Source organism: Stenotrophomonas sp. 3diitr2024 (assembly GCF_042136455.1).
GTDB lineage: Bacteria > Pseudomonadota > Gammaproteobacteria > Xanthomonadales > Xanthomonadaceae > Stenotrophomonas > Stenotrophomonas sepilia.
This window is the reverse complement of record NZ_JBHHMJ010000702.1, coordinates 74,222-91,427: the sequence shown is the minus strand read 5'-3', so window position 1 is coordinate 91,427 and position 17,206 is coordinate 74,222. Positions and strand designations below refer to the sequence as shown.

Here is a 17,206-nt window from a genome sequence, read left to right as displayed (position 1 = left end):
CCGGATGCACGATGTAGTGCAGGTTCGGTGCAATCCTGAGCTGCGGGGTGAGCTGGATGCCATAGCTCAGCTCCATCATCACCTGGCTTCCGTGCGGGGTGCCTCTGCCGCCGGCGGCAGCGCGGGCCAGGCGGAGGTTCTCCAGCGCGATGCCGCTGTACTTCTGCCGGGTGACGACGAAGCCGATGCTGTCCTGCGGCCGGCGGGCGAACGTGCCTTTCTGCACAAGCCCGGCCTGCAGGAAGTGATCCTCGATCAGCTGCCCGGAGGTACCCTTGAGCGCGGCGCCGAAAAGGGTCAGGCCGCGGCCATTGCCATCGCCGGTAAGCTGCTGCTCGAAGCGCGCGAACGCACCGGAGCGACCGTGGCGTGCCGCGTACTCCTGGCCACTGAGCAGCGCGGGAATGCCGTTGGCATCGCGCAGCGGATCGCGATAGGTCGAGTTGTCCTGCCAGCCACCGAGTTCGTAGCGGGCTTTCAGTCGTGCCGAAGCCGGGCTGCGCCAGCCGATCGTGTAGGGCACGATCCACCCGGTGGCCTGGTTCGTATTCCACTTCAGGCCATGCTGGCCATCCTCGGCCTGGCTGGGATCGACCTGGTAGGCACCGATGCGGACATAGACATCGGGCGTCACCCAGGTCGTGGCGTCGGCCATCCAGCTCGACACCGGCCACCAGGTGAAGTTGCTGGTGCGGAAAACGTAGGTCGGGTTGCCGCACGCCGAGTTGCCCTGGAAGTACTGGCACAGCTCCGACCCGAGGTGGTGGATGTTGGCGACGCTGCGACCGGCCTCCAGCACCAGCCGGTCGTTGAACAGCTTCTGTTCCAGGGTCAGGTTGGCCAGGCGGGTCCCCTGGCCGCCGTAGATTTCCTGCACCGAGGTGCTGTTGCCGGTGCTGCTGTTGGCGAGGTTGGTGCCGTGGCGATTGATGCCATAGGCCTTGATCGTGGCCCCCCGCCAGCCGAACGCAGCGTCGAGGTCAACATCGGCGCCGAACATCAGCTGGCCGGCGTAAGCGGTGCCGCTGCGCTTGCCACCATCGAGCGTGGCGGCCGCCTCGCCGGTGTAAGCCAGTTTGGGAGTGAGGACATCACTCGCGTTGGCAGCTACGGTCAGTGAGGGCAGGGTCAGCAGGATCGCTACCGGCACCAGGCGGCAGGAAGGGCAGGTCATGGGCGGGGTTCCTTTTACAGGGTGGGGGCCGTGACCGGCTTCTTGAGGATGCGCAGTGCAATCGCGGTGACCGCCACGCCGGCCAACAGCGCCAGCAGGTAGACACCAAGATGGGTGACCGCGTTCGGGATCGGCAGCACGAACACACCGCCGTGCGGCACCTTCAACTCGACGCCTGCGGCCATCGAGATCGCACCGGCCACGGCCGAGCCGAGGATCAGCGCAGGAATGGTGCGCAGCGGATCGCGTGCCGCGTAGGGAATAGCCCCCTCGGTCACGAAGCTCAGGCCGAGCACGCCGGCGGCACCGGCAGTGCCGCGCTCCTCGGCAGTGAAGCGGTTGCTGAACAACCACGTCGCCAGCGCGATGCCCAGCGGTGGCGTCATGCCGCCGATCATGGTCGCCGCCATCGGCGTGTAGACCTGGCTGGAAATCAGGGCGGTGGAGAAGGCGTAGGACGCCTTGTTGACCGGTCCACCCATGTCAACGGCCATCATGCCGCCCAGCAGCAAACCGAGCAGGATCGCGCTGCTGCCCTCCATGCCGCGCAGCCAGTCGGTCAGCCAGGCCAGCAGTGCGGCCACCGGCGTGCCGATCACGTACATCATCAGCAGGCCGACCAGCAGCGTGCCCAGCACCGGCAGGATCAGCACCGGCTTGAGGCCTTCCAGGCTGCGCGGCAGGCGCAGCGCACGGTTGATCCAGTGCACGCCATAGCCGGCGATGAAGCCCGCCAGGATGCCGCCGATGAAACCTGCGTCCATGTTGACCGCAACCAGCCCGCCGATCATGCCGGGCGCGATGCCGGGGCGGTCGGCGATGGAGTAGGCGATGTAGCCGGCCAGCGCCGGCACCATCAGCATGAAACCGGACTTGGCGCCGATCTGGAACAGCGACCAGGCCAGCGTCCCCTTGTGTGCGTCGTCGAAGGCATAGATGCCGCCGAGTGCGAACGCCAGGGCGATCAACAGGCCGCCGGCTGTCACGAACGGCAGCATGAACGACACGCCGGTCATCAGGTGCTTGTAAGGACCGGTGCTCTTGTTCCTTTCTGCGGTACGGCCCGAAGCCGCTGTCCCCGCGTGCACGCCGGCCTCGGCCAGCGCCTTGCGGATCAGGTTCTGGCCGTCAGTGATCGCCGGCTTGGTACCACTCTTGAACAGGCGCTTGCCTGCGAAACGCGACAGATCGACTTCGCGGTCGGCGGCGATCAGCACCACATCGGCAGCGGCGATTTCCGCATCGCTCAACGCATCCTGCGCGCCGACCGAGCCCTGTGTTTCAACCCGGATCGCATGGCCCAGCGCTTTGGCAGCCTGTTGCAGGCCTTCTGCTGCCATGAAGGTGTGAGCGATGCCGGTGGGGCAGGAGGTGACGGCAACGATGCGCTTGCCAGCCCCGGTGGCGGGGACACTGGCCGGCGCGGCTGCGAGCGGTGCAAGCGCGGCGACCGGATCGTCCAATACCTCGCCCAGGCTGGCATGCACGATCCGGGCATTGCCGAAGCGTGCGATGTCTGCCTCGCCATCGCCCACCAGCAGCAGTTGGGTCGCGGAGGCGGCGTCCGAGGCGGGCAGCGCGCCGGTCACGCCCTGGTCGCTGCGGATTTCGATCATCAGCTCAAGCCCGCGCTGGCGGGCCGCGCGACGCAGAGCCTCGGCGGCAAGTACCGCCTCGATGCTGCGTTCGCCAGCGGCGATGACTACGGTGGAAGCGTGCATGGGAACTCCTGGAATGCTTCGGGTTCGTCCTTGCCGGAGGCATCGCGGGTGGCCCGAAGCCAACCGCTGCTCCTCCGGCAGGTGTTTCAATCCAACCGCTCGATCAGTACATCGCCGGCCCCGGCGCGCACCTGCGCCGGATCGAGCCGCCGCGCGTCTCCGCTATCCAGCCGGCTCATCGAGAACGCCGTGGCCAGTCGTGCACAGGCGGCCAGGTCGAGGGAGCGCTCCAACAGCGCGGCGGCGATGCCGGCGACCATGGCATCACCGGCGCCCACCGTGCTGCCCTGGGCCAGACGCGGCGGTCGCGCGACCAGGGCGCCGGCGCGATCAATGAACAGCGCGCCGTCGGTCCCCATGGAGATGGCAACGAGTGCGACACCGCGTTCGACCAAGGCCTGGCCTGCAGCGCGCAGTGCGCTGCGATCCGGCAGCGACGTGCCGGTCCAGGCCTCCAGTTCGTGGCGGTTGGGCTTGATGGCGTAGGGCAGCGCGCCCCGCGCGCCGTCCAGCGCAGCTGCAAGCGCATCGCCGCTGGTGTCCAGCAGCACGCGCGCACCGGCCGTTCCGGCCTGCGCCTGCAACCGCGCCCATGCATCGGCCGGCAGTCCGTGCGGCAGGCTGCCGGACAGCACAACCGGCAGGCCGGGCGCGAGCAGGGCGCCGAGCTGGCGCGACACCGCGTCCAGGCCGGCAGCGTCCACGGCCAGGCCTGGCAGGTTGATGTCCGTCGTTTCGCCGTTGGCCTCTTCGACCAGCTTGATGTTGGTGCGGGTATGGCCCGGAACGCGCAGGCAGCCGTCAATGATGCCCCGCTCACGGAACAGCGTTCGGAACACGCCGTCGTTGCCGTCGCCCAGCACACCCAGCGCGGTGATCGGCACGCCCCAGTCGGCCAGGCAGGCCGCCACGTTGATGCCCTTGCCGCCTGCGTCGTCGCGGGAGCTGCCGGCGCGATGCACCCGGCCTGGCTGCAGGCGGGCCAGGCGCACGGTCTGGTCGATGGCCGGGTTCAGGGTCACGGTGACGGCGCGGGCAGTCATGCGCGCGCTCCATCGAGGCCGCGCACCTGCTCGGCGGTTTCGCACCCCAGTGCGGTGCTCGCCAGCGCTTGCAGTTCGGTCATCGCGGTGCCACGCAGGCGCGCCTTCACCGCCGGGATGTCGTTCGGAGTCATCGACAGTTCGTCCACGCCCAGGCCAGCCAGCAACATGGCGCCGAAGGGATCGCCGGCCAGGCCGCCACAGACGCCGACCCAGCGCCCATGCAGCCGTGCGCCTTCAACCGTGGCGCGGACCGCGCGCAGCACCGCCGGATGCAGGCTGTCGGCCTCGGCGGCGAGTTCCGGGTTCTGGCGGTCGATCGCCAGCACGTACTGGGTCAGATCATTGGTGCCGATCGAGAAGAAGTCGGCATGGCGCGCCAGTACGTCGCTCTGAGCGGCGGCAGCCGGCACTTCGATCATGATGCCGATCGGCACCACCGGCGCCTCCAGCTCGGCACGCAGGCGCTCACAGATGGCGCGCAGTGCGACCAGCTCGGTCACCGACGTGATCATCGGGAACATGATGGACAGGCGTGCACCGTCCTTGGCGGCGCGATACAGCGCACGCAGTTGCGGCTCCAGCAGGTCAGGGCGGCGCAGCAGCAGGCGCGCGCCGCGCACGCCGAGGAACGGGTTCTCCTCGCGTGGCAGTTCCAGGTGCGCCACCTGCTTGTCGCCGCCGATGTCGAGCGCGCGCACGATCAGCGGGCGGCCGTTGAGTGCCTTGGCCATCGCCAGATAGGTGGTGTACTGCTCCTCCTCGCTGGGCGTACTGCCACGTTCGAGGAACAGGAACTCGGTGCGCATCAGGCCGACGCCTTCCGCACCCTGTTCCAGTGCCAGTGGCACCTGGTCGGGCAGGTTGACGTTGGCGCCGATGTCGATGCGGTGGCCGTCGGGGGTCTGGGCGGGTTGCGCGCGTTGCGCGGCTTCGCGCTCGCGGATCTGCTGCTGTTCGGCGATCCATTCGCGTGCCGAGGCGAGATCGGCTTCGGAGGGGGACAGGTAGAGCCGTCCGCTGCTGCCGTCCAGGATCGCTTCGCGGCCTGGCTGGATCGCCAACAGCCCGGCGCCGCCGGCCACCAGCGCCGGCAGGCCCAGCGTGCGCGAGAGGATGGCGGTGTGCGAGGTCGGCCCGCCCTGCGCGGTGGCCAGGCCGAGCACGCGACCGGTGTCGAGATTGGCGGTATCCGAAGGCGACAGATCTGTGGCGATCAGGATGCACGGTTGCGACGGCAGATCCGCCAGGCCACCACCTTCAGCAGAAGGGTCAAGCTGCGCCAGCACGCGTCGGCCGACATCACGCAGGTCCGCCGCGCGCCCGGCCAGCACCGGATTGCCCAGCGCCGCCAGCCCGGAGGCGATCTGCTCGATGGCCTGGTGCCATGACCACGCCACACCATGGCCTTCGACCATCAGCTGGCAGGTGCGGGTGATCAGGTCGGTGTCGTCGAGCAGCGCGGCCTGCGCCTTGAAGATCGCCGCATCCGAAGCGCCAAGGCGGCGCTGGGTGTCGTCCTGCAGAGCGGCCAGCTGCTGGCGGGTGCGGCCGAGTGCATCCTGCAGGCGTGCGCCGCCCTCGCCAAGCGGGGCAGGACGGTCGGTGACTTCCGCCTGCGTGCTGGCCAGCACATGCACCGGGCCGATCGCCAATCCGGGGCTGGCGCCGATGCCAATGATCGTCGCCTGCGCTTCGGGCGGTTTCCACCCGGCGACAGGGGCTGCTGCCTTGCGCTGGGCTGCACGCTCGGCATCAGCCCTTTCCTGTGCGACCAATCCATCCATGACCTTGCGCAGCGCAGCCAGCAGCGCGGGGGCATCGGCGCCCTCGGCAGAAACACGCACGGCATCGCCCTCACGCAACCCGAGCTGAAGCAGCGCTACCAGACTCTTGGCATCGGCCGCCTGATCGCCCACGCGGACCTGCGCGCGGGCTGCGAAGCCGCGCGCCGTCTCGGCCCAGCGCGTGGCAGGACGGGCGTGCAGTCCGTTGGGGTAGGCGATGGTCCATTCGAAGCGCTCGGCCAGATCCACCGCTGGCGCGTGGGTGGCGGCAATCGCAACATCGCCGGCCAGCGCGTTCACGATCTCGCCCGCCTCGGTGGTGGTGAACAGCCGCTGCAGCGTGGACTCGTCCTGGATCAGCCGGGTCAAGCGGCGCAGCACCGTGATGTGGGTATCCGACTGGGCAGCGATGCCGACCACCAGACGGGTGATCTGTCCCGGGTTCCATTCCACGCCTTGCGGCAACTGCAGCACGGCGATGCCATCGCGGAGCACCAGATGGCGGTCCTCGCCAAGCCCGTGCGGGATTGCTACGCCGTGTCCAAGGAAGGTGTTCGCCAGCGTTTCGCGCCGCCCCATGCTGGCTTCGTAACCCGGCGCCACGCAGCCGGACGCGACCAGCATCTGGGCGACCTGCGCAATGGCATCGGTCTTGTCCTGCGCCCGCGCGTCCAGGCGGATCAGTTCTCGGCTGGCCGGGGAAGGGGAGGTCTGGGGCGACAAAGGGGGCTCCGCGGAAGGGGTGGCTGAGATGTATTGGGAACGTTCCCACTCGCCATTTCAATGTGCAGCGCACAAAAATCCAATAGTCCTTTGGCGTTAACATGGTCCTGGACGGCCGTCCGGCCCAGAAAAGCGCTCGATTCCGGGAACGATACCAGTGAGCATCAGCATCAATGACGTCGCACGCGTGGCGGGGGTATCCAAGTCCACGGTGTCTCGGGTGCTCGGCGGCGGCCCGGTCAGCGAGGCCGTGCGCGGCCGGGTGGAGGCGGCGATCCGCCAGACCGGATATCACCCCAACCTGCAGGCAAGACGCCTGCGCGCCCGGCATACCGGCATCATCGGCCTGATCGTGGCCGATATCCGCAACCCGTTCTTTACCGCGCTGATCCGCGCCGTGGAGGAAGTCGCGTACCGGGAAGGCCTTCGCGTCACCCTCTGCAACACCGATGAGGACCCCGAGCGCGAGGCGCTGTATCTGCAGTTGATGCATGAGGAACGCATCAGTGGGCTGATTTTTGCGCCCACCCGGACCACGGTGGGGCGGCTGGACCGGCTCACGCTGGATTACCCGACGGTACTGGTCGATCGTGCCGCACCCGGTGGCTCGATCGACAGCGTGGTCCTCGACAACGCAGCGGCGATGGCGGGCCTGGTCGAACACCTGGCCGAGCGCGGCTATTGCCGCATCGGTGGCCTGTTCGGCAGCACCAGTACCACGGCGGCCGAACGCCGCGACGGCTATATCGCTGCAATGCGCAGGCACGGGCTGGAACCGGACTACCGCGAGGTAGAGCCCACGGCCGAGGCCGCCATCGCGACAGCTGGGGAGTGGCTGGCCATGCCATCGCGGCCCGATGCGCTGGTGACCAGCAACAGCCTGCTGATGATGGGGGCGCTGAAGGCCGCACGCAGCGCAGGTTTGGCGATTCCAGATGCGCTGGCGCTGGCAGGCTTCGACAACGAGCGATGGACCGAGCTGGTCGAACCGGGTATTACCGTGGTCGAGCAGCCGGTTGAAGAGATGGGGCGGGCCGCGATGTCGCTGCTGCTGGAGCGCCTGCGCATACCGGAGCTGCCGGTACGCAGACTGGTGATGACGGGAAGATGCGTGGTGAGAGGGTCAACGGCTGCGCGATAGTCCGGCGCCGCGTCTGCGGCAGTAGCAGTCGCAGTCCATGAGGATGGCACTGGGGTGTTGGCGGGTCGCGCGTTGTCTGCTAAAAGCCATCTGGACACGCAGACCGGATGGGTCATCGCCTTGTCAGAGCCTTATTCAGCGCTGTTGCGCCTGCAGTTGCGCCACGAAGATCTCTCCAGATGGCTGGCGGCGCCCCTGCCTTCGCCATCCCGATGGTCCGACTGGCGATGCATCGCCGGGCCGTGGCGCTTGGGCAACGGTGAATGCCTGGCGTCTTCAAGCGACGAGGCGTTGGATGAACTGCTCATAGACTGCCAGGCCCTGCTGGCCCGCTACCCCGACAATCGCGCCGCATTGAAGGCCTTCCTTGCATCCGCGCAGGCCGAGAATATCCAGGTTGCCGCCTATGACCGCACTGGTACGCACTTTGTTGCGGGATCGCTGACGTATTCGGAAAGCCTCTACGATCTCATCGCGTTTCTGGCTGTGGCACGGGGCGCGGCCGATTTCCTGAAGGCGGGCGACCATGGGGTGGCACTGGTCCACGACTATCTCTGGGCAGAGGAAGGTGAGCGCGAGACCGTTGCCGCGATTGCCCTGGCCGGCCAGGGGGAATCCGGATTCCTTTCTTCCGCGGACCTGGATACCGCTGCCGCGCCCTTCGACGCCTTGGTGGATGCCATGCTGGAAGCTGAGGACGACCCGGCGTTTCAACCACGCAACCAGCTTGATCAACTCTGACCGGCGCCGCGTGGAATCCAGAAAAACGACAGCCAGGACCCCGATATGAAAGGACGTCAAGCCCGCCGCGCGCACCGCCGCATGCGTTGGCTCCTGACACTGTGCCTAGGCGCCCTGGTGGGACCCGCCGTGGCAGGCACAACGCAACCGGAACGCACCTGGTTTGTCAGTGGTGCGGAGCTCATCACGCTGCTGCAGGGCAAAGGCGCTGACGGGTTCTGCGATGGCGAACACTGCCGGGGGCTGTCCAGCGCCCGGGCCAGCAGCTATATCCTGGGTGTCGCCGATGCCAGCCGCGGTCAGTGGTGTGGGCAGGGCCGGATCCTTCCGCATGAACTGGTCGATCAGGTGTCTTCCCATCTCCGGCAGCTGCCCCGCGTGCGATTGCAACAGGATGCGTCTCCCCTGGTTGTCGAAGGGCTGCGCGCGGCGTTTCCCTGTGGTCGCGGCACATCGCCTGGTGGCAGTGCCGAGCCCGGCAAGGCACGCTGAGACGCGTGGGCTGGGCGTTGGCAACGCGGGCTGCAGCCTGCGTAATGAACACATCGGTGTTCTGCACGCTGGCGACACGATGCATTCACGACCGCCGACACCCGCGCCCGCGACACTGCATGCTCCTTTCTCCGCATGAGGTGCCCCATGGCTACCTGTGATGTCTGCGGCAATGACTACGACAAGAGCTTCACCCTCCAGCAGGGTGGACGCAGCGGCACCTTCGATTCGTTCGAGTGTGCCATCCACGCGTTCGCACCGCGCTGCGCACACTGCGACTGCGCGATCATCGGCCACGGCGTTGAAGGAAGCGGTCAGATCTTCTGCTGCGCACATTGCGCCGGTCACGCCGGTGTAAAGGGAATCGCAGACCGGGCCTGAGCCCGCTCCGGCCGGTCATGCCGGGACCAGCGAGGCGAGCCGTGCGACCCGGGCTGCACCCGAATCGGCCAGCAGCGCCATTGCACGCTGTTTCCGGGCCGGCATTCCCGCCACGGCCTCCCGCGCCACCACCACGTCGAATTCCCTGGCGTTGGCGTCCAGCGCAGTAGCCAGGACACACGAATCGGCCGTCATCCCGCTGAGCCAAAGGCTGCGCACGCCAAGCTTGGCCAGCAGAATCGACAACGGGCTGGCCAGGAACGCCGAATGCTTGGGCTTGAGCACGAAGTAGTGGTCGGGCAGGGGAGAGAGGAGGCCGGCAATTCGCCCGGCCGGTCCTCCATCCCGCTGGCACTGTGCTACCTGCTGGCGGAAGTCACGCTTCCAGTCGGAAAAATTGTCATTGGCGTAGATGACCGGCCATCCGTGGTCATCGAAGTGGTCTCTCAAGCGCCGGATCTGTCTGGCCGCCCGCTCCGCAGCCGGTGCCAGCGCCTGCGCACCTGGGAAGTCGAAGCGACTGAACATATCGATGATCAGCAAGGCCGTTGACGGAGCATTTCCCATGGCTCAATCCCCTGTCTGCGCGTGCGGAGCTTCGACCGGCTTGGATTGCGGTGAGTCCTTCTGCCGCAGGAAGATCGTGAGCACGACCAGGGACAGCACGGCAAGGAATTCGCTCTGCCAGTTCTGCATCGATTCGAACCAGAACGTGCTGCTGCCCAGATGCTCCAGGAAACCCGGCACCGGCAATCCCTGCAACTGTTGCTCGACCTGCTCGGCGCGCCAGCTACCCAATGCATGCAATGTAAAACTGAGCAGGAACAACAGCCCGAAGGCGATCGCAAGCGAGTGAGCGTAGAGCACCTTCCATGCGCCGCCGCGACGAACCGGCCACGGCGCAGGTCCCGGCTCCACGCGGTTCTGCTCCTGCGCGGGGTCCAGCGGCCGGGATTCGGCTGATCCACGCTGGCGCAGGCTGACGGTCAGAAGAACGTACATCCCCATCTGCAGGAACTCGCTCTCCCAGTTCTCGAATGTAGCGCTCACGAAATGCCCGGTCGCCAGGTAGTGCCACAGGTCGACCGGCGCGCGTCCGTGCTGCGTCAACGTCTGGTTGTGCACGTGATGTCCCGCAACTGCCTGCCCGACAATGAAGACGACAGTGAGTGCAAGCAGCACCAGCGAGAGACCGTTGCGTTTCCACATGCAACACCTCATTCAGGCTGACCGGAAACCGTGCATGCAGCTTGAGCCGGTAGCGCACCATGACGCGTGAATCTGGCGCATCCAGGATGTGAGGCGGCCTCAACGCTTGCCCGTCGGATCGGGGTCGGGACGTTCGTAGTCCTCGGGTACGGCCTTGGGGCCATCGCCGTCGTCCGGCATGTCGTGCGCCTTCCACTTCGCTCGATCATTGCGCCGCTTGTCCGGGGTGTGCGCCTTCGATTGATCGTCCACGTCTGTTGTTGGATTGAAAGGCAGCTTGTCGTTCATGCTGGGCTCCTGTGGCGGGTGTTCGCAGCGTGACCCGGTCGGGGTTAACGCTACGACGCCGCGGAATGAACGCTGTGCACACCTGGATGTCACCGGGGCGGGAGGACGTCACTGCGATGCTGTCGTTCTGATCTTCTGGAGAAGCACGATGCAGGCATTGACCTATCACGGCCGCAAGGATGTGCGCGTCGAGACCGTGCCGGATCCGGTGCTGGCGGCTGAGGACGATCTGATCCTGAGGGTTACCGCCACCGCCATCTGTGGTTCGGACCTGCACCTGTATCGGGGCAAGATTCCCGATCTGCACGACGGCGATGTGCTGGGCCACGAATTCATGGGCGTGGTGGAAGAGGTCGGCAGCGGCGTAACGCAGGTGAGGCCGGGCGATCGCGTGGTGATCCCCTTCGTGATCGCCTGTGGCGAGTGCTTCCACTGCCGGCTGGCCGAGTATGCCGCCTGCGAGACCACCAACACGGGCAAGGGCGCTGCGCTGAACCAGAAGGGCCTTCTGCCTCCGGCGGCGTTGTTCGGGTACAGCCATCTGTATGGCGGCGTGGCAGGCGGACAGGCCGAATTCGTGCGCGTGCCCAAGGCGAATGTGGGCCCACTGCGCATTCCGGAAGGCGTGGCCGACGAACAGGTTCTGTTCCTGTCGGACATTCTGCCCACCGGCTATCAGGCCGCGCTGAACGCTGGGGTCAAGCCGGGCTCGACAGTGGCCATCTTCGGCGCCGGTCCGGTGGGACTGATGAGCGCGGCCTGCTGCCGGCTGCTGGGTGCGGAGACCATCTTCATGGTCGACCATCTTCGCTACCGCCTGGACTACGCGCGCCGTGCCTATGGTGTGACGCCGATCGACTTCAAGGAGATCGAGGACCCAGCCGACTACATACTGACCCAGACCAGTGGGCGCGGCGTGGATGCCTGCATCGAGGCCGTCGGTTTCGAGGCCGAGGGCAGTGCCCTGGAGTCAGCGCTGACCGCCGTGAAACTGGAAGGCAGCAGTGGCGTGGCCATCCGTCAGTGCATCGCTGCCGCCCGCCGCGGCGGCGTGGTCAGCATTCCCGGTGTCTATGCCGGTTTCATCCACGGGTTCCTGCTGGGCGATGCGTTCGACAAGGGGCTGACATTCAAGATGGGACAGACCCACGTGCAGGGACTGATGCCGGAACTGCTCGACGCAATCATCGAAGGAAAGCTGGATCCGGGGGACATCATCTCGCACCGGATGCGCCTGGCCGATGCAGCGCAAGGCTATGCGATGTTCGATGCCAAGGACGACGACTGCCGCAAGATCGTATTGACACCCTGAGCGAGCCGTCATGAGCGGGATTGTCATGGCCTGTGTCTACGCAGTCTGGTTGACCGCCGGTGCGCTGGACTTCCACTTTCACCGGCGTACCGATCTGCCGCACACGTCCGCGATGCGCGAGAGCCTGCTGCATGGGCTGCAGCTGCTGCTCATCGGCAGCGGCGTGCTGGCGTGGCTCGTGCTGGAAAGCACGTGGTTGCTCGTCACGCTGCTGGCAGTCCTGGTCATCGCGCATGCAATCGCCGGCTACCTCGACACCGTCAGCGCGGACGGGCGGCGACGCATCAGCCCGGCCGAGCAGCACGTGCACAGTGTGCTCGACGCCGCTCCTTGGGTCCTGCTGGGCGGGGTGGCGTGGCAGGCCGAGCCTCGTTGGGCAGTCAATGTGGCACCGGCAGCACCGGCGCTGTGGGGGTTTGTATTGCTGCCGGCGCTTGGCCTGGTGGTGTTGCCATGGCTATGGGAACTGCGCCAGTGCGTGCGTGCAAGCGAACAGCGCCAGCGGTGACCGCGTGAGGAACACTGCGCCAGGTATTCATGTGGCCGCCACATCGCCAAGACAGTGATGTGACCGCAGGGCGCCTACGTTCATGACCTATCTTCATTGCAGACCGGCCATGCAGGATGTGACGTCGCCTTCTTCGCTGTTCAACCGCGCGCGCCAGGTTCTCGCCCAGCAGCCCGCACTGCCTTTGCCCGGAAGTGGCCACACGCTGCAGCGTTGGCGGGCGCTGGCGGCGTGGGGGGCAGAGGACCTCTGCCTGGCCAAGGTACTGGAAGCGCATTACGACGCCCAGGCGATCATTGCCGAGCTGAACGCGCCTAGGGTTGCTGAAGGGCAGCTGCTGGCGGTGTGGGCCGCAGAAGGCCCAGCCAACACCCTGCGCATCGACGCCGGCGGTGGACTGTATGGTGACAAGCCCTGGTGTTCAGGCAGCGCGTGGGTGGATGCGGCACTGGTAACCGTGCGGAACACACACGGCGTGTGGCTGTGCCATGTGCCGGCGGAGCATTGGTGCACGCTTTCGGGTGAGCCCTGGCCGGCGGCTGGCATGGCCGGCATTCCGTCCACGACGGTGCGCTTCGACGGCGCACCGATGACGATTCTGGGACCGCGCGACGCCTACCTGCAACGGCCGGGCTTCTGGCATGGCGGAGCCGGTATCGCGGCGGTCTGGTTTGGCGCAGCGGTGGCACTGGCTGAACGCATGCGGCCGGCCTGCAGCGACGGCAACCGCGCACGGCTGCTGGGTGCAGCGGACCTTGTGCTGGGGCCGGCTGCGGCGCTGCTTCGCGAAGTGGCCGCACGCATCGACGACGCGCCTCAATCGGCGCATCGGGAAGACGTAGTGCGGCTGCGCTGCGTGGTCGAACGGGCGGCGACGCGCGTCCTGGACCTTGCAGGCCGGGCGCTCGGTCCGGCGCCGATGTGCCTGGAAGACGGTCACGCCCGCCGCTGGGCGGACCTGACGGTGTTCCTCAGGCAGTGCCATGCCGATCGCGATTGGCAGTGGCTGGGTGAGCAGCGGGCAGCCGAGGAGACCGCATGGGCGCTGTAGCCAGCACACCCCTGCAAGGACAGGGAACTCAGGAACAGGCCTGGCTGCGCTGCGATTGGCTCTGGCAGCAACCGTCCACGCCCGCCCGTTCACTGTGCGCCGGCCACGACCGCCTTGTGGTCGTTGCGCCGCATCCCGACGACGAGATTCTTGGCTGTGGTGGGCTGCTCCATCATGCCGCGGCACAGGGCATGCAGGTTGGCGTCATTGCCGTGACCGATGGTGAAGCGTGTTATCCGGGTGAACCGTGGTGGACACCGGAGCGCCTGCGGTCGGCGCGTCGGGCAGAGCTTGCTGCGGCATTGGCGGAACTTGAGATTGCGGCCGACGCGACGTTTCATCTCGGCATCGGCGATGGCGCGGTCAGCAAGCACGAACAGGGCCTGCAGGACTGGCTGCAGCAGCACCTGCAGCCGGGCGATCTGGTACTGGCGCCCTGGCGCTTCGATGGGCACCCCGATCACGAAGCGGCAGGGCGTGCAGCCTGCCGCGCCGCGCGCGCAGTGGGTTGCCGTCGCCTGGAGTACCCGGTATGGGGCTGGCACTGGCTGGATCCGGCCTGCGCGCATATGGCGTGGGAGTTCCCGCAGCTTGTCGACATTTCCGCAGTGGCGTCGGTGAAACGAAGTGCGATCGCCCGGTTCCGGACGCAGACGGGCAACGTGCCGGGCCTGAACAGCCCGCCGGTGCTGCCTTCCCATGTACTGGCCCGATTTTTCCGCGATTACGAGGTATTTCTGGCATGAGCGCGCAACCGTACTTCGATGAACTGCATGAGCAGGAAGACCCTTTTGGCTACCGCAGTCGGTGGTATGAAGAACGCAAGCGTGCGTTGCTGCTGGCCAGCCTGAGCCAGCGCCAGTTCAATCGTGGCTGGGAGCTGGGATGCTCCAACGGCGTGCTGACCGAGGCCCTGGCGGCCCGCTGTGAGCGCCTGCTGGCCACCGATATCAGCCCGCGCGCAGCGTTCCGGGCCCGCCGCAACCTGGCCCACCTGCCGCACGTGCAGGTCCACTGCGCCAGCCACCCCGAGCAATGGCCGCCGGGGCGCTTCGACCTGATCGTCTGCGGTGAGATGGGCTACTACCTGGGGACGAGCGCCCTTCGCGAGCTGCGGGCCGGAATCGATCAAGCACTTCGTGACGACGGATTGCTGGTCGCCTGCCATTGGTTGCCCTCGTTCCCCGGGCGGGTGAGCCGGACCGAAGTCGTGCATCGCTGCCTTGCCGACGGCCTGCACGAAGTCTTCCACTATCGCGATGCGGACTTCGTGCTGCAGGGCTGGACGCGCGGCACGCTGTCACTGGCCCGCAACGAGGGCCTGCGGTGATAGGCGTTCTGGTCCCCGCGCACAACGAGGCAGCCAGCATGGCGCGCTGCCTGCAATCGATCCGAAGGGCGGCCCTGCACCCGGGCCTGGGCGGCGAAGCGGTAGAAGTGGTGGTTGCACTGGACGCTTGCTCGGATGCGACGGCGTCCATCTGCCACCAACAGCGCGTCGGCATTGTGCGGCTGGATGCACGCTGCGTGGGGATTGCCCGCGCAGCGGCCGCCGTCGAGCTGCTGGGTCGCGGCGCCAGGTGGTTGGCCAGCACCGACGCTGATAGCGAGGTCCCTGGCGACTGGTTGGTTGGACAACTGGAGCAGCCGTGTGACGCCTTCTGCGGACTGGTGGACATTGCGGCGCGCTGCCCGTCCGAACATCGCCTGCGCAGGGTATTCCAGGGGCGGCAGCAGTGGGGGGAAGGTCACGGGCGCATCCATGGTGCCAACCTGGGTGTCTCTGCCCATTTCTATCGTGCGGTCGGCGGTTTTCCTGCCTTGCGCTGCGGGGAAGACGTTCAGATGGTGAGGGCGCTGCAGGCCTGCGGCGCGGATGTACGCTGGGCCGGTGCTCCCGTCGTCTTCACCAGTGCGCGTCTGGAAGGGCGCGCCGCAGGGGGATTTTCAGCCTATCTGGCTGAAATGGGGGCGGCGGGTGCCCCTGCCGTGCTGACCGGGCCGGCCATTGCGTAAACACCGGCCATTTCGCCGCACCGCAGCAGGGGGGCGCGCCGTCAGGCGTCTTCGATCCAGCCCGGATCCCATGAAATCCGGACTCATCGGCCGATGTGTGACGCGCGCCCCGCATGCGTTTACGGCTCGTGAACGCCGCCGCCCTTAGATTGATTGGCTGGGAGAGTAGGAGCAGCCGATGCCAAACAGCGCGATTGTCTACGCCAGCCGGGCTGCCCCCGGGTTCACGCCGGAACGCCTGGCTGCACTGATGGAAGATGCGGCCCGCTTCAATCGATCAGCGGGCGTGACCGGGGTCCTGTTGTTTGACGGGCAGCGCTTCCTGCAATACATGGAAGGCCCTGCGGACGGGCTGGATGTTGCCTTCTCCCGCGTAAGCGGCGCCCGCAGCCACACCGAACTGACCGAACTCGGGCGTGGCCGTGTCGGGCAGCGGCGGTTGCCGTTCTGGCCGATGCGCTGCCTGTCGGTCAGCGCGGGCGAGCTGCAGAGGATCGCCCTTGCTGACTGGAGCCGTTTCATCCAGCGGGCGGTAACGAGCCAGGACGAAGCCGAAGCGATGGAGAAGCTGCTTGCAGTCGTTGAGCCCTACGCGAACGCCGCCTGAAGTGCGGGACGGGTGCTAGCATGCTGTGCAGCTGATCACACGCCGCACAGTGTCCTGCAACTGATCGATGTGGAATGGCTTGGTCACGAAGGCGGCGCGGCGGTGGCGCTGTGGCACCAGCTGGTCATAGACCGCAGAGACGAAAAGAAAGGGGATGCCAAGTTCCGCCAGGCGATCAGCGACTGGAAATACCACGCCGTCTCGAAGCTCGACGTCCAGCACGGCGCCGTCGAACCGCTGGGTATCCAGCAGTCCCAGCGCGTCGAACACGCTGTAGGCGTGTGTCACCTGGTCGCCAGCGTCCTCAAGTGCATGTTCCATCAGTGCTGCCAGGTCGAGCTGGTCTTCCACCAGCAGCAGGTTGCATCTGCGCTGGCTCAATCCGGATTGCATGTGTGCAGCCTGTGTTGCTTCGGGAACGCCAGTCTGTGCTGTGTAGCATCAATACGGTGCGTGCGGCTTGTCAGCCCGGCGCGAAGCCCGTGAAGCGCGCTTCCAGCACCGTATAGGCAGCGTGCAGGGCCGGATGGAGTTTGTTGACGGCGCCTTGGCACGTGCCATGGATACTGCCGCCGTCCCCCGCATCGGAGCTTTTCTCATGCCGCTATCCGGAACCGATTCTGCTTCCCCCCGCGTGCTGCGTGTCGAGTGCATGCCGCTGGACTGCGGTGGCACGGCCGTCGTAGTGGAACTGGACCGCATGCCTGAACGGACGTGGATGAAGTCGCTCAAGCGGGCGCTGCAGGCCGACGATGTCCTGGAGGACGCGCACGCCAAGTTCGATGGGCGCTTCGTGTATGTCGTGGGCGTGGAAGGCGGCGCTCACCGTATGCAACATCGTGTGGTACAGGCGCTGGTGGCAGCGGACGCTCCGCGCGCTCCGGCTGGCAGCCTGCGAAGTCGAGCCGGCGGCACGGCACTGTCCAGCCCGATGCCCTGAGCGCAGACCAGGGCCATCCCGAAGTCCGTAGATGCTATCGCTGCATCAGGGCTGCGTGCAGCGCACACCTTG

The 17,206-nt window shown here is 66.9% G+C and carries 20 protein-coding genes; 12 read left to right on the top strand and 8 right to left on the bottom strand.

All coding sequences use genetic code 11. The features are described from left to right. The 4 genes from ABGA94_RS18530 to ptsP form a co-directional block, all read right to left on the bottom strand. Nucleotides 1-1,174 (bottom strand): carbohydrate porin (locus ABGA94_RS18530; RefSeq protein ID WP_375367897.1); only part of this gene is annotated, 1,174 nt, incomplete at its 3' end. Nucleotides 1,175-1,188: 14 nt separating this feature from the next. After that, nucleotides 1,189-2,895 (bottom strand): PTS fructose transporter subunit IIC, encoded by a 1,707-nt coding sequence (locus ABGA94_RS18525; RefSeq protein ID WP_095377583.1) that lies wholly within the window; start codon nucleotides 2,893-2,895, stop codon nucleotides 1,189-1,191. 86 nt (nucleotides 2,896-2,981) lie between these two features. Next, complete coding sequence (locus ABGA94_RS18520) at nucleotides 2,982-3,938, bottom strand: 1-phosphofructokinase family hexose kinase (RefSeq protein WP_072167070.1); 957 nt, start codon at nucleotides 3,936-3,938, stop codon at nucleotides 2,982-2,984. After that, nucleotides 3,935-6,448, bottom strand: a complete 2,514-nt coding sequence (gene ptsP, locus ABGA94_RS18515; RefSeq protein ID WP_111128447.1) for a phosphoenolpyruvate--protein phosphotransferase — start codon at nucleotides 6,446-6,448, stop codon at nucleotides 3,935-3,937. Before ptsP ends, ABGA94_RS18520 begins: the two co-directional genes overlap by 4 nt. Nucleotides 6,449-6,605: 157 nt before the next feature. On the opposite strand from ptsP, the gene ABGA94_RS18510 reads away from it, so the two are divergent. The 4 genes from ABGA94_RS18510 to ABGA94_RS18495 all read left to right on the top strand — a co-directional run bounded on the left by ABGA94_RS18510 (nucleotide 6,606) and on the right by ABGA94_RS18495 (nucleotide 9,203). Next, nucleotides 6,606-7,589 (top strand): LacI family DNA-binding transcriptional regulator, encoded by a 984-nt coding sequence (locus ABGA94_RS18510; protein ID WP_375367896.1) that lies wholly within the window; start codon nucleotides 6,606-6,608, stop codon nucleotides 7,587-7,589. Nucleotides 7,590-7,643: 54 nt separating this feature from the next. Then, nucleotides 7,644-8,330, top strand: coding sequence for a hypothetical protein (locus tag ABGA94_RS18505; protein WP_375367895.1), 687 nt, complete (start codon nucleotides 7,644-7,646; stop codon nucleotides 8,328-8,330). Between the two features lie 45 nt (nucleotides 8,331-8,375). Then, nucleotides 8,376-8,822 carry a Rap1a/Tai family immunity protein gene (locus ABGA94_RS18500; protein WP_238562398.1) on the top strand — a complete coding sequence of 149 codons (447 nt, stop codon included), beginning with the start codon at nucleotides 8,376-8,378 and terminating at the stop codon, nucleotides 8,820-8,822. A gap of 147 nt (nucleotides 8,823-8,969) precedes the next feature. Continuing rightward, nucleotides 8,970-9,203: a hypothetical protein gene (locus ABGA94_RS18495; protein WP_005416583.1), complete on the top strand. Its 234-nt coding sequence runs from the start codon at nucleotides 8,970-8,972 to the stop codon at nucleotides 9,201-9,203. A gap of 15 nt (nucleotides 9,204-9,218) precedes the next feature. On the opposite strand, the gene ABGA94_RS18490 is transcribed toward ABGA94_RS18495, so the two are convergent. From ABGA94_RS18490 to ABGA94_RS18480, 3 genes are all read right to left on the bottom strand, one after another. Beyond that, the gene (locus tag ABGA94_RS18490; protein ID WP_134955962.1) at nucleotides 9,219-9,770 is read right to left on the bottom strand and encodes a cysteine hydrolase family protein; all 552 of its coding nucleotides are present in this window, start codon (nucleotides 9,768-9,770) and stop codon (nucleotides 9,219-9,221) included. 3 nt (nucleotides 9,771-9,773) lie between these two features. Continuing rightward, entirely contained in the window at nucleotides 9,774-10,412 is a 639-nt protein-coding gene (locus ABGA94_RS18485) for a DUF6766 family protein (RefSeq protein ID WP_134955963.1), read from the bottom strand. Nucleotides 10,413-10,511: 99 nt separating this feature from the next. Then, on the bottom strand, nucleotides 10,512-10,700 hold the full coding sequence (locus tag ABGA94_RS18480; protein ID WP_053496592.1) for a hypothetical protein: 189 nt from the start codon (nucleotides 10,698-10,700) through the stop codon (nucleotides 10,512-10,514). Between the two features lie 148 nt (nucleotides 10,701-10,848). On the opposite strand from ABGA94_RS18480, the gene ABGA94_RS18475 reads away from it, so the two are divergent. The 7 genes from ABGA94_RS18475 (at nucleotide 10,849) to ABGA94_RS18445 (ending at nucleotide 16,194) form a co-directional block, all read left to right on the top strand. After that, nucleotides 10,849-12,012 (top strand): zinc-dependent alcohol dehydrogenase, encoded by a 1,164-nt coding sequence (locus ABGA94_RS18475; RefSeq protein ID WP_111128454.1) that lies wholly within the window; start codon nucleotides 10,849-10,851, stop codon nucleotides 12,010-12,012. A gap of 10 nt (nucleotides 12,013-12,022) precedes the next feature. Next, a complete protein-coding gene (locus ABGA94_RS18470; RefSeq protein ID WP_065186752.1) occupies nucleotides 12,023-12,520 on the top strand; it encodes a hypothetical protein in 498 nt (165 codons plus the stop codon). 109 nt (nucleotides 12,521-12,629) lie between these two features. Beyond that, nucleotides 12,630-13,571 (top strand): acyl-CoA dehydrogenase, encoded by a 942-nt coding sequence (locus ABGA94_RS18465; RefSeq protein ID WP_065186751.1) that lies wholly within the window; start codon nucleotides 12,630-12,632, stop codon nucleotides 13,569-13,571. Further along, nucleotides 13,559-14,317 carry a PIG-L deacetylase family protein gene (locus ABGA94_RS18460; RefSeq protein WP_134955601.1) on the top strand — a complete coding sequence of 253 codons (759 nt, stop codon included), beginning with the start codon at nucleotides 13,559-13,561 and terminating at the stop codon, nucleotides 14,315-14,317. Before ABGA94_RS18465 ends, ABGA94_RS18460 begins: the two co-directional genes overlap by 13 nt. Beyond that, on the top strand, nucleotides 14,314-14,901 hold the full coding sequence (locus ABGA94_RS18455; protein ID WP_375367894.1) for a class I SAM-dependent DNA methyltransferase: 588 nt from the start codon (nucleotides 14,314-14,316) through the stop codon (nucleotides 14,899-14,901). Before ABGA94_RS18460 ends, ABGA94_RS18455 begins: the two co-directional genes overlap by 4 nt. Beyond that, complete coding sequence (locus ABGA94_RS18450; RefSeq protein WP_005416574.1) at nucleotides 14,898-15,587, top strand: glycosyltransferase family 2 protein; 690 nt, start codon at nucleotides 14,898-14,900, stop codon at nucleotides 15,585-15,587. The genes ABGA94_RS18455 and ABGA94_RS18450 overlap by 4 nt, the downstream gene beginning before the upstream one ends. 178 nt (nucleotides 15,588-15,765) lie before the next feature. After that, entirely contained in the window at nucleotides 15,766-16,194 is a 429-nt protein-coding gene (locus ABGA94_RS18445) for a BLUF domain-containing protein (RefSeq protein ID WP_005416573.1), read from the top strand. A 15-nt stretch (nucleotides 16,195-16,209) separates the two neighbouring features. Here ABGA94_RS18445 and ABGA94_RS18440 read toward each other — a convergent pair whose 3' ends face one another. Continuing rightward, on the bottom strand, nucleotides 16,210-16,587 hold the full coding sequence (locus ABGA94_RS18440; protein WP_134955600.1) for a response regulator: 378 nt from the start codon (nucleotides 16,585-16,587) through the stop codon (nucleotides 16,210-16,212). Nucleotides 16,588-16,792: 205 nt separating this feature from the next. Between ABGA94_RS18440 and ABGA94_RS18435 the strand changes: the two genes are divergently transcribed. Continuing rightward, complete coding sequence (locus ABGA94_RS18435) at nucleotides 16,793-17,134, top strand: hypothetical protein (RefSeq protein WP_080104320.1); 342 nt, start codon at nucleotides 16,793-16,795, stop codon at nucleotides 17,132-17,134. Nucleotides 17,135-17,206: the final 72 nt, after the last annotated feature.

Coding starts and splice junctions, on each gene's coding strand:
- ABGA94_RS18525 (WP_095377583.1), bottom strand. CDS start 2,895: ATGCACGCTTCCACCGTAGTCATCGCCGCTGGCGAACGCAGCATCGAG.
- ABGA94_RS18520 (WP_072167070.1), bottom strand. CDS start 3,938: ATGACTGCCCGCGCCGTCACCGTGACCCTGAACCCGGCCATCGACCAG.
- ABGA94_RS18500 (WP_238562398.1), top strand. CDS start 8,376: ATGAAAGGACGTCAAGCCCGCCGCGCGCACCGCCGCATGCGTTGGCTC.
- ABGA94_RS18495 (WP_005416583.1), top strand. CDS start 8,970: ATGGCTACCTGTGATGTCTGCGGCAATGACTACGACAAGAGCTTCACC.
- ABGA94_RS18490 (WP_134955962.1), bottom strand. CDS start 9,770: ATGGGAAATGCTCCGTCAACGGCCTTGCTGATCATCGATATGTTCAGT.
- ABGA94_RS18485 (WP_134955963.1), bottom strand. CDS start 10,412: ATGTGGAAACGCAACGGTCTCTCGCTGGTGCTGCTTGCACTCACTGTC.
- ABGA94_RS18480 (WP_053496592.1), bottom strand. CDS start 10,700: ATGAACGACAAGCTGCCTTTCAATCCAACAACAGACGTGGACGATCAA.
- ABGA94_RS18475 (WP_111128454.1), top strand. CDS start 10,849: ATGCAGGCATTGACCTATCACGGCCGCAAGGATGTGCGCGTCGAGACC.
- ABGA94_RS18470 (WP_065186752.1), top strand. CDS start 12,023: ATGAGCGGGATTGTCATGGCCTGTGTCTACGCAGTCTGGTTGACCGCC.
- ABGA94_RS18465 (WP_065186751.1), top strand. CDS start 12,630: ATGCAGGATGTGACGTCGCCTTCTTCGCTGTTCAACCGCGCGCGCCAG.
- ABGA94_RS18460 (WP_134955601.1), top strand. CDS start 13,559: ATGGGCGCTGTAGCCAGCACACCCCTGCAAGGACAGGGAACTCAGGAA.
- ABGA94_RS18455 (WP_375367894.1), top strand. CDS start 14,314: ATGAGCGCGCAACCGTACTTCGATGAACTGCATGAGCAGGAAGACCCT.
- ABGA94_RS18445 (WP_005416573.1), top strand. CDS start 15,766: ATGCCAAACAGCGCGATTGTCTACGCCAGCCGGGCTGCCCCCGGGTTC.
- ABGA94_RS18440 (WP_134955600.1), bottom strand. CDS start 16,587: ATGCAATCCGGATTGAGCCAGCGCAGATGCAACCTGCTGCTGGTGGAA.
- ABGA94_RS18435 (WP_080104320.1), top strand. CDS start 16,793: ATGCCGCTATCCGGAACCGATTCTGCTTCCCCCCGCGTGCTGCGTGTC.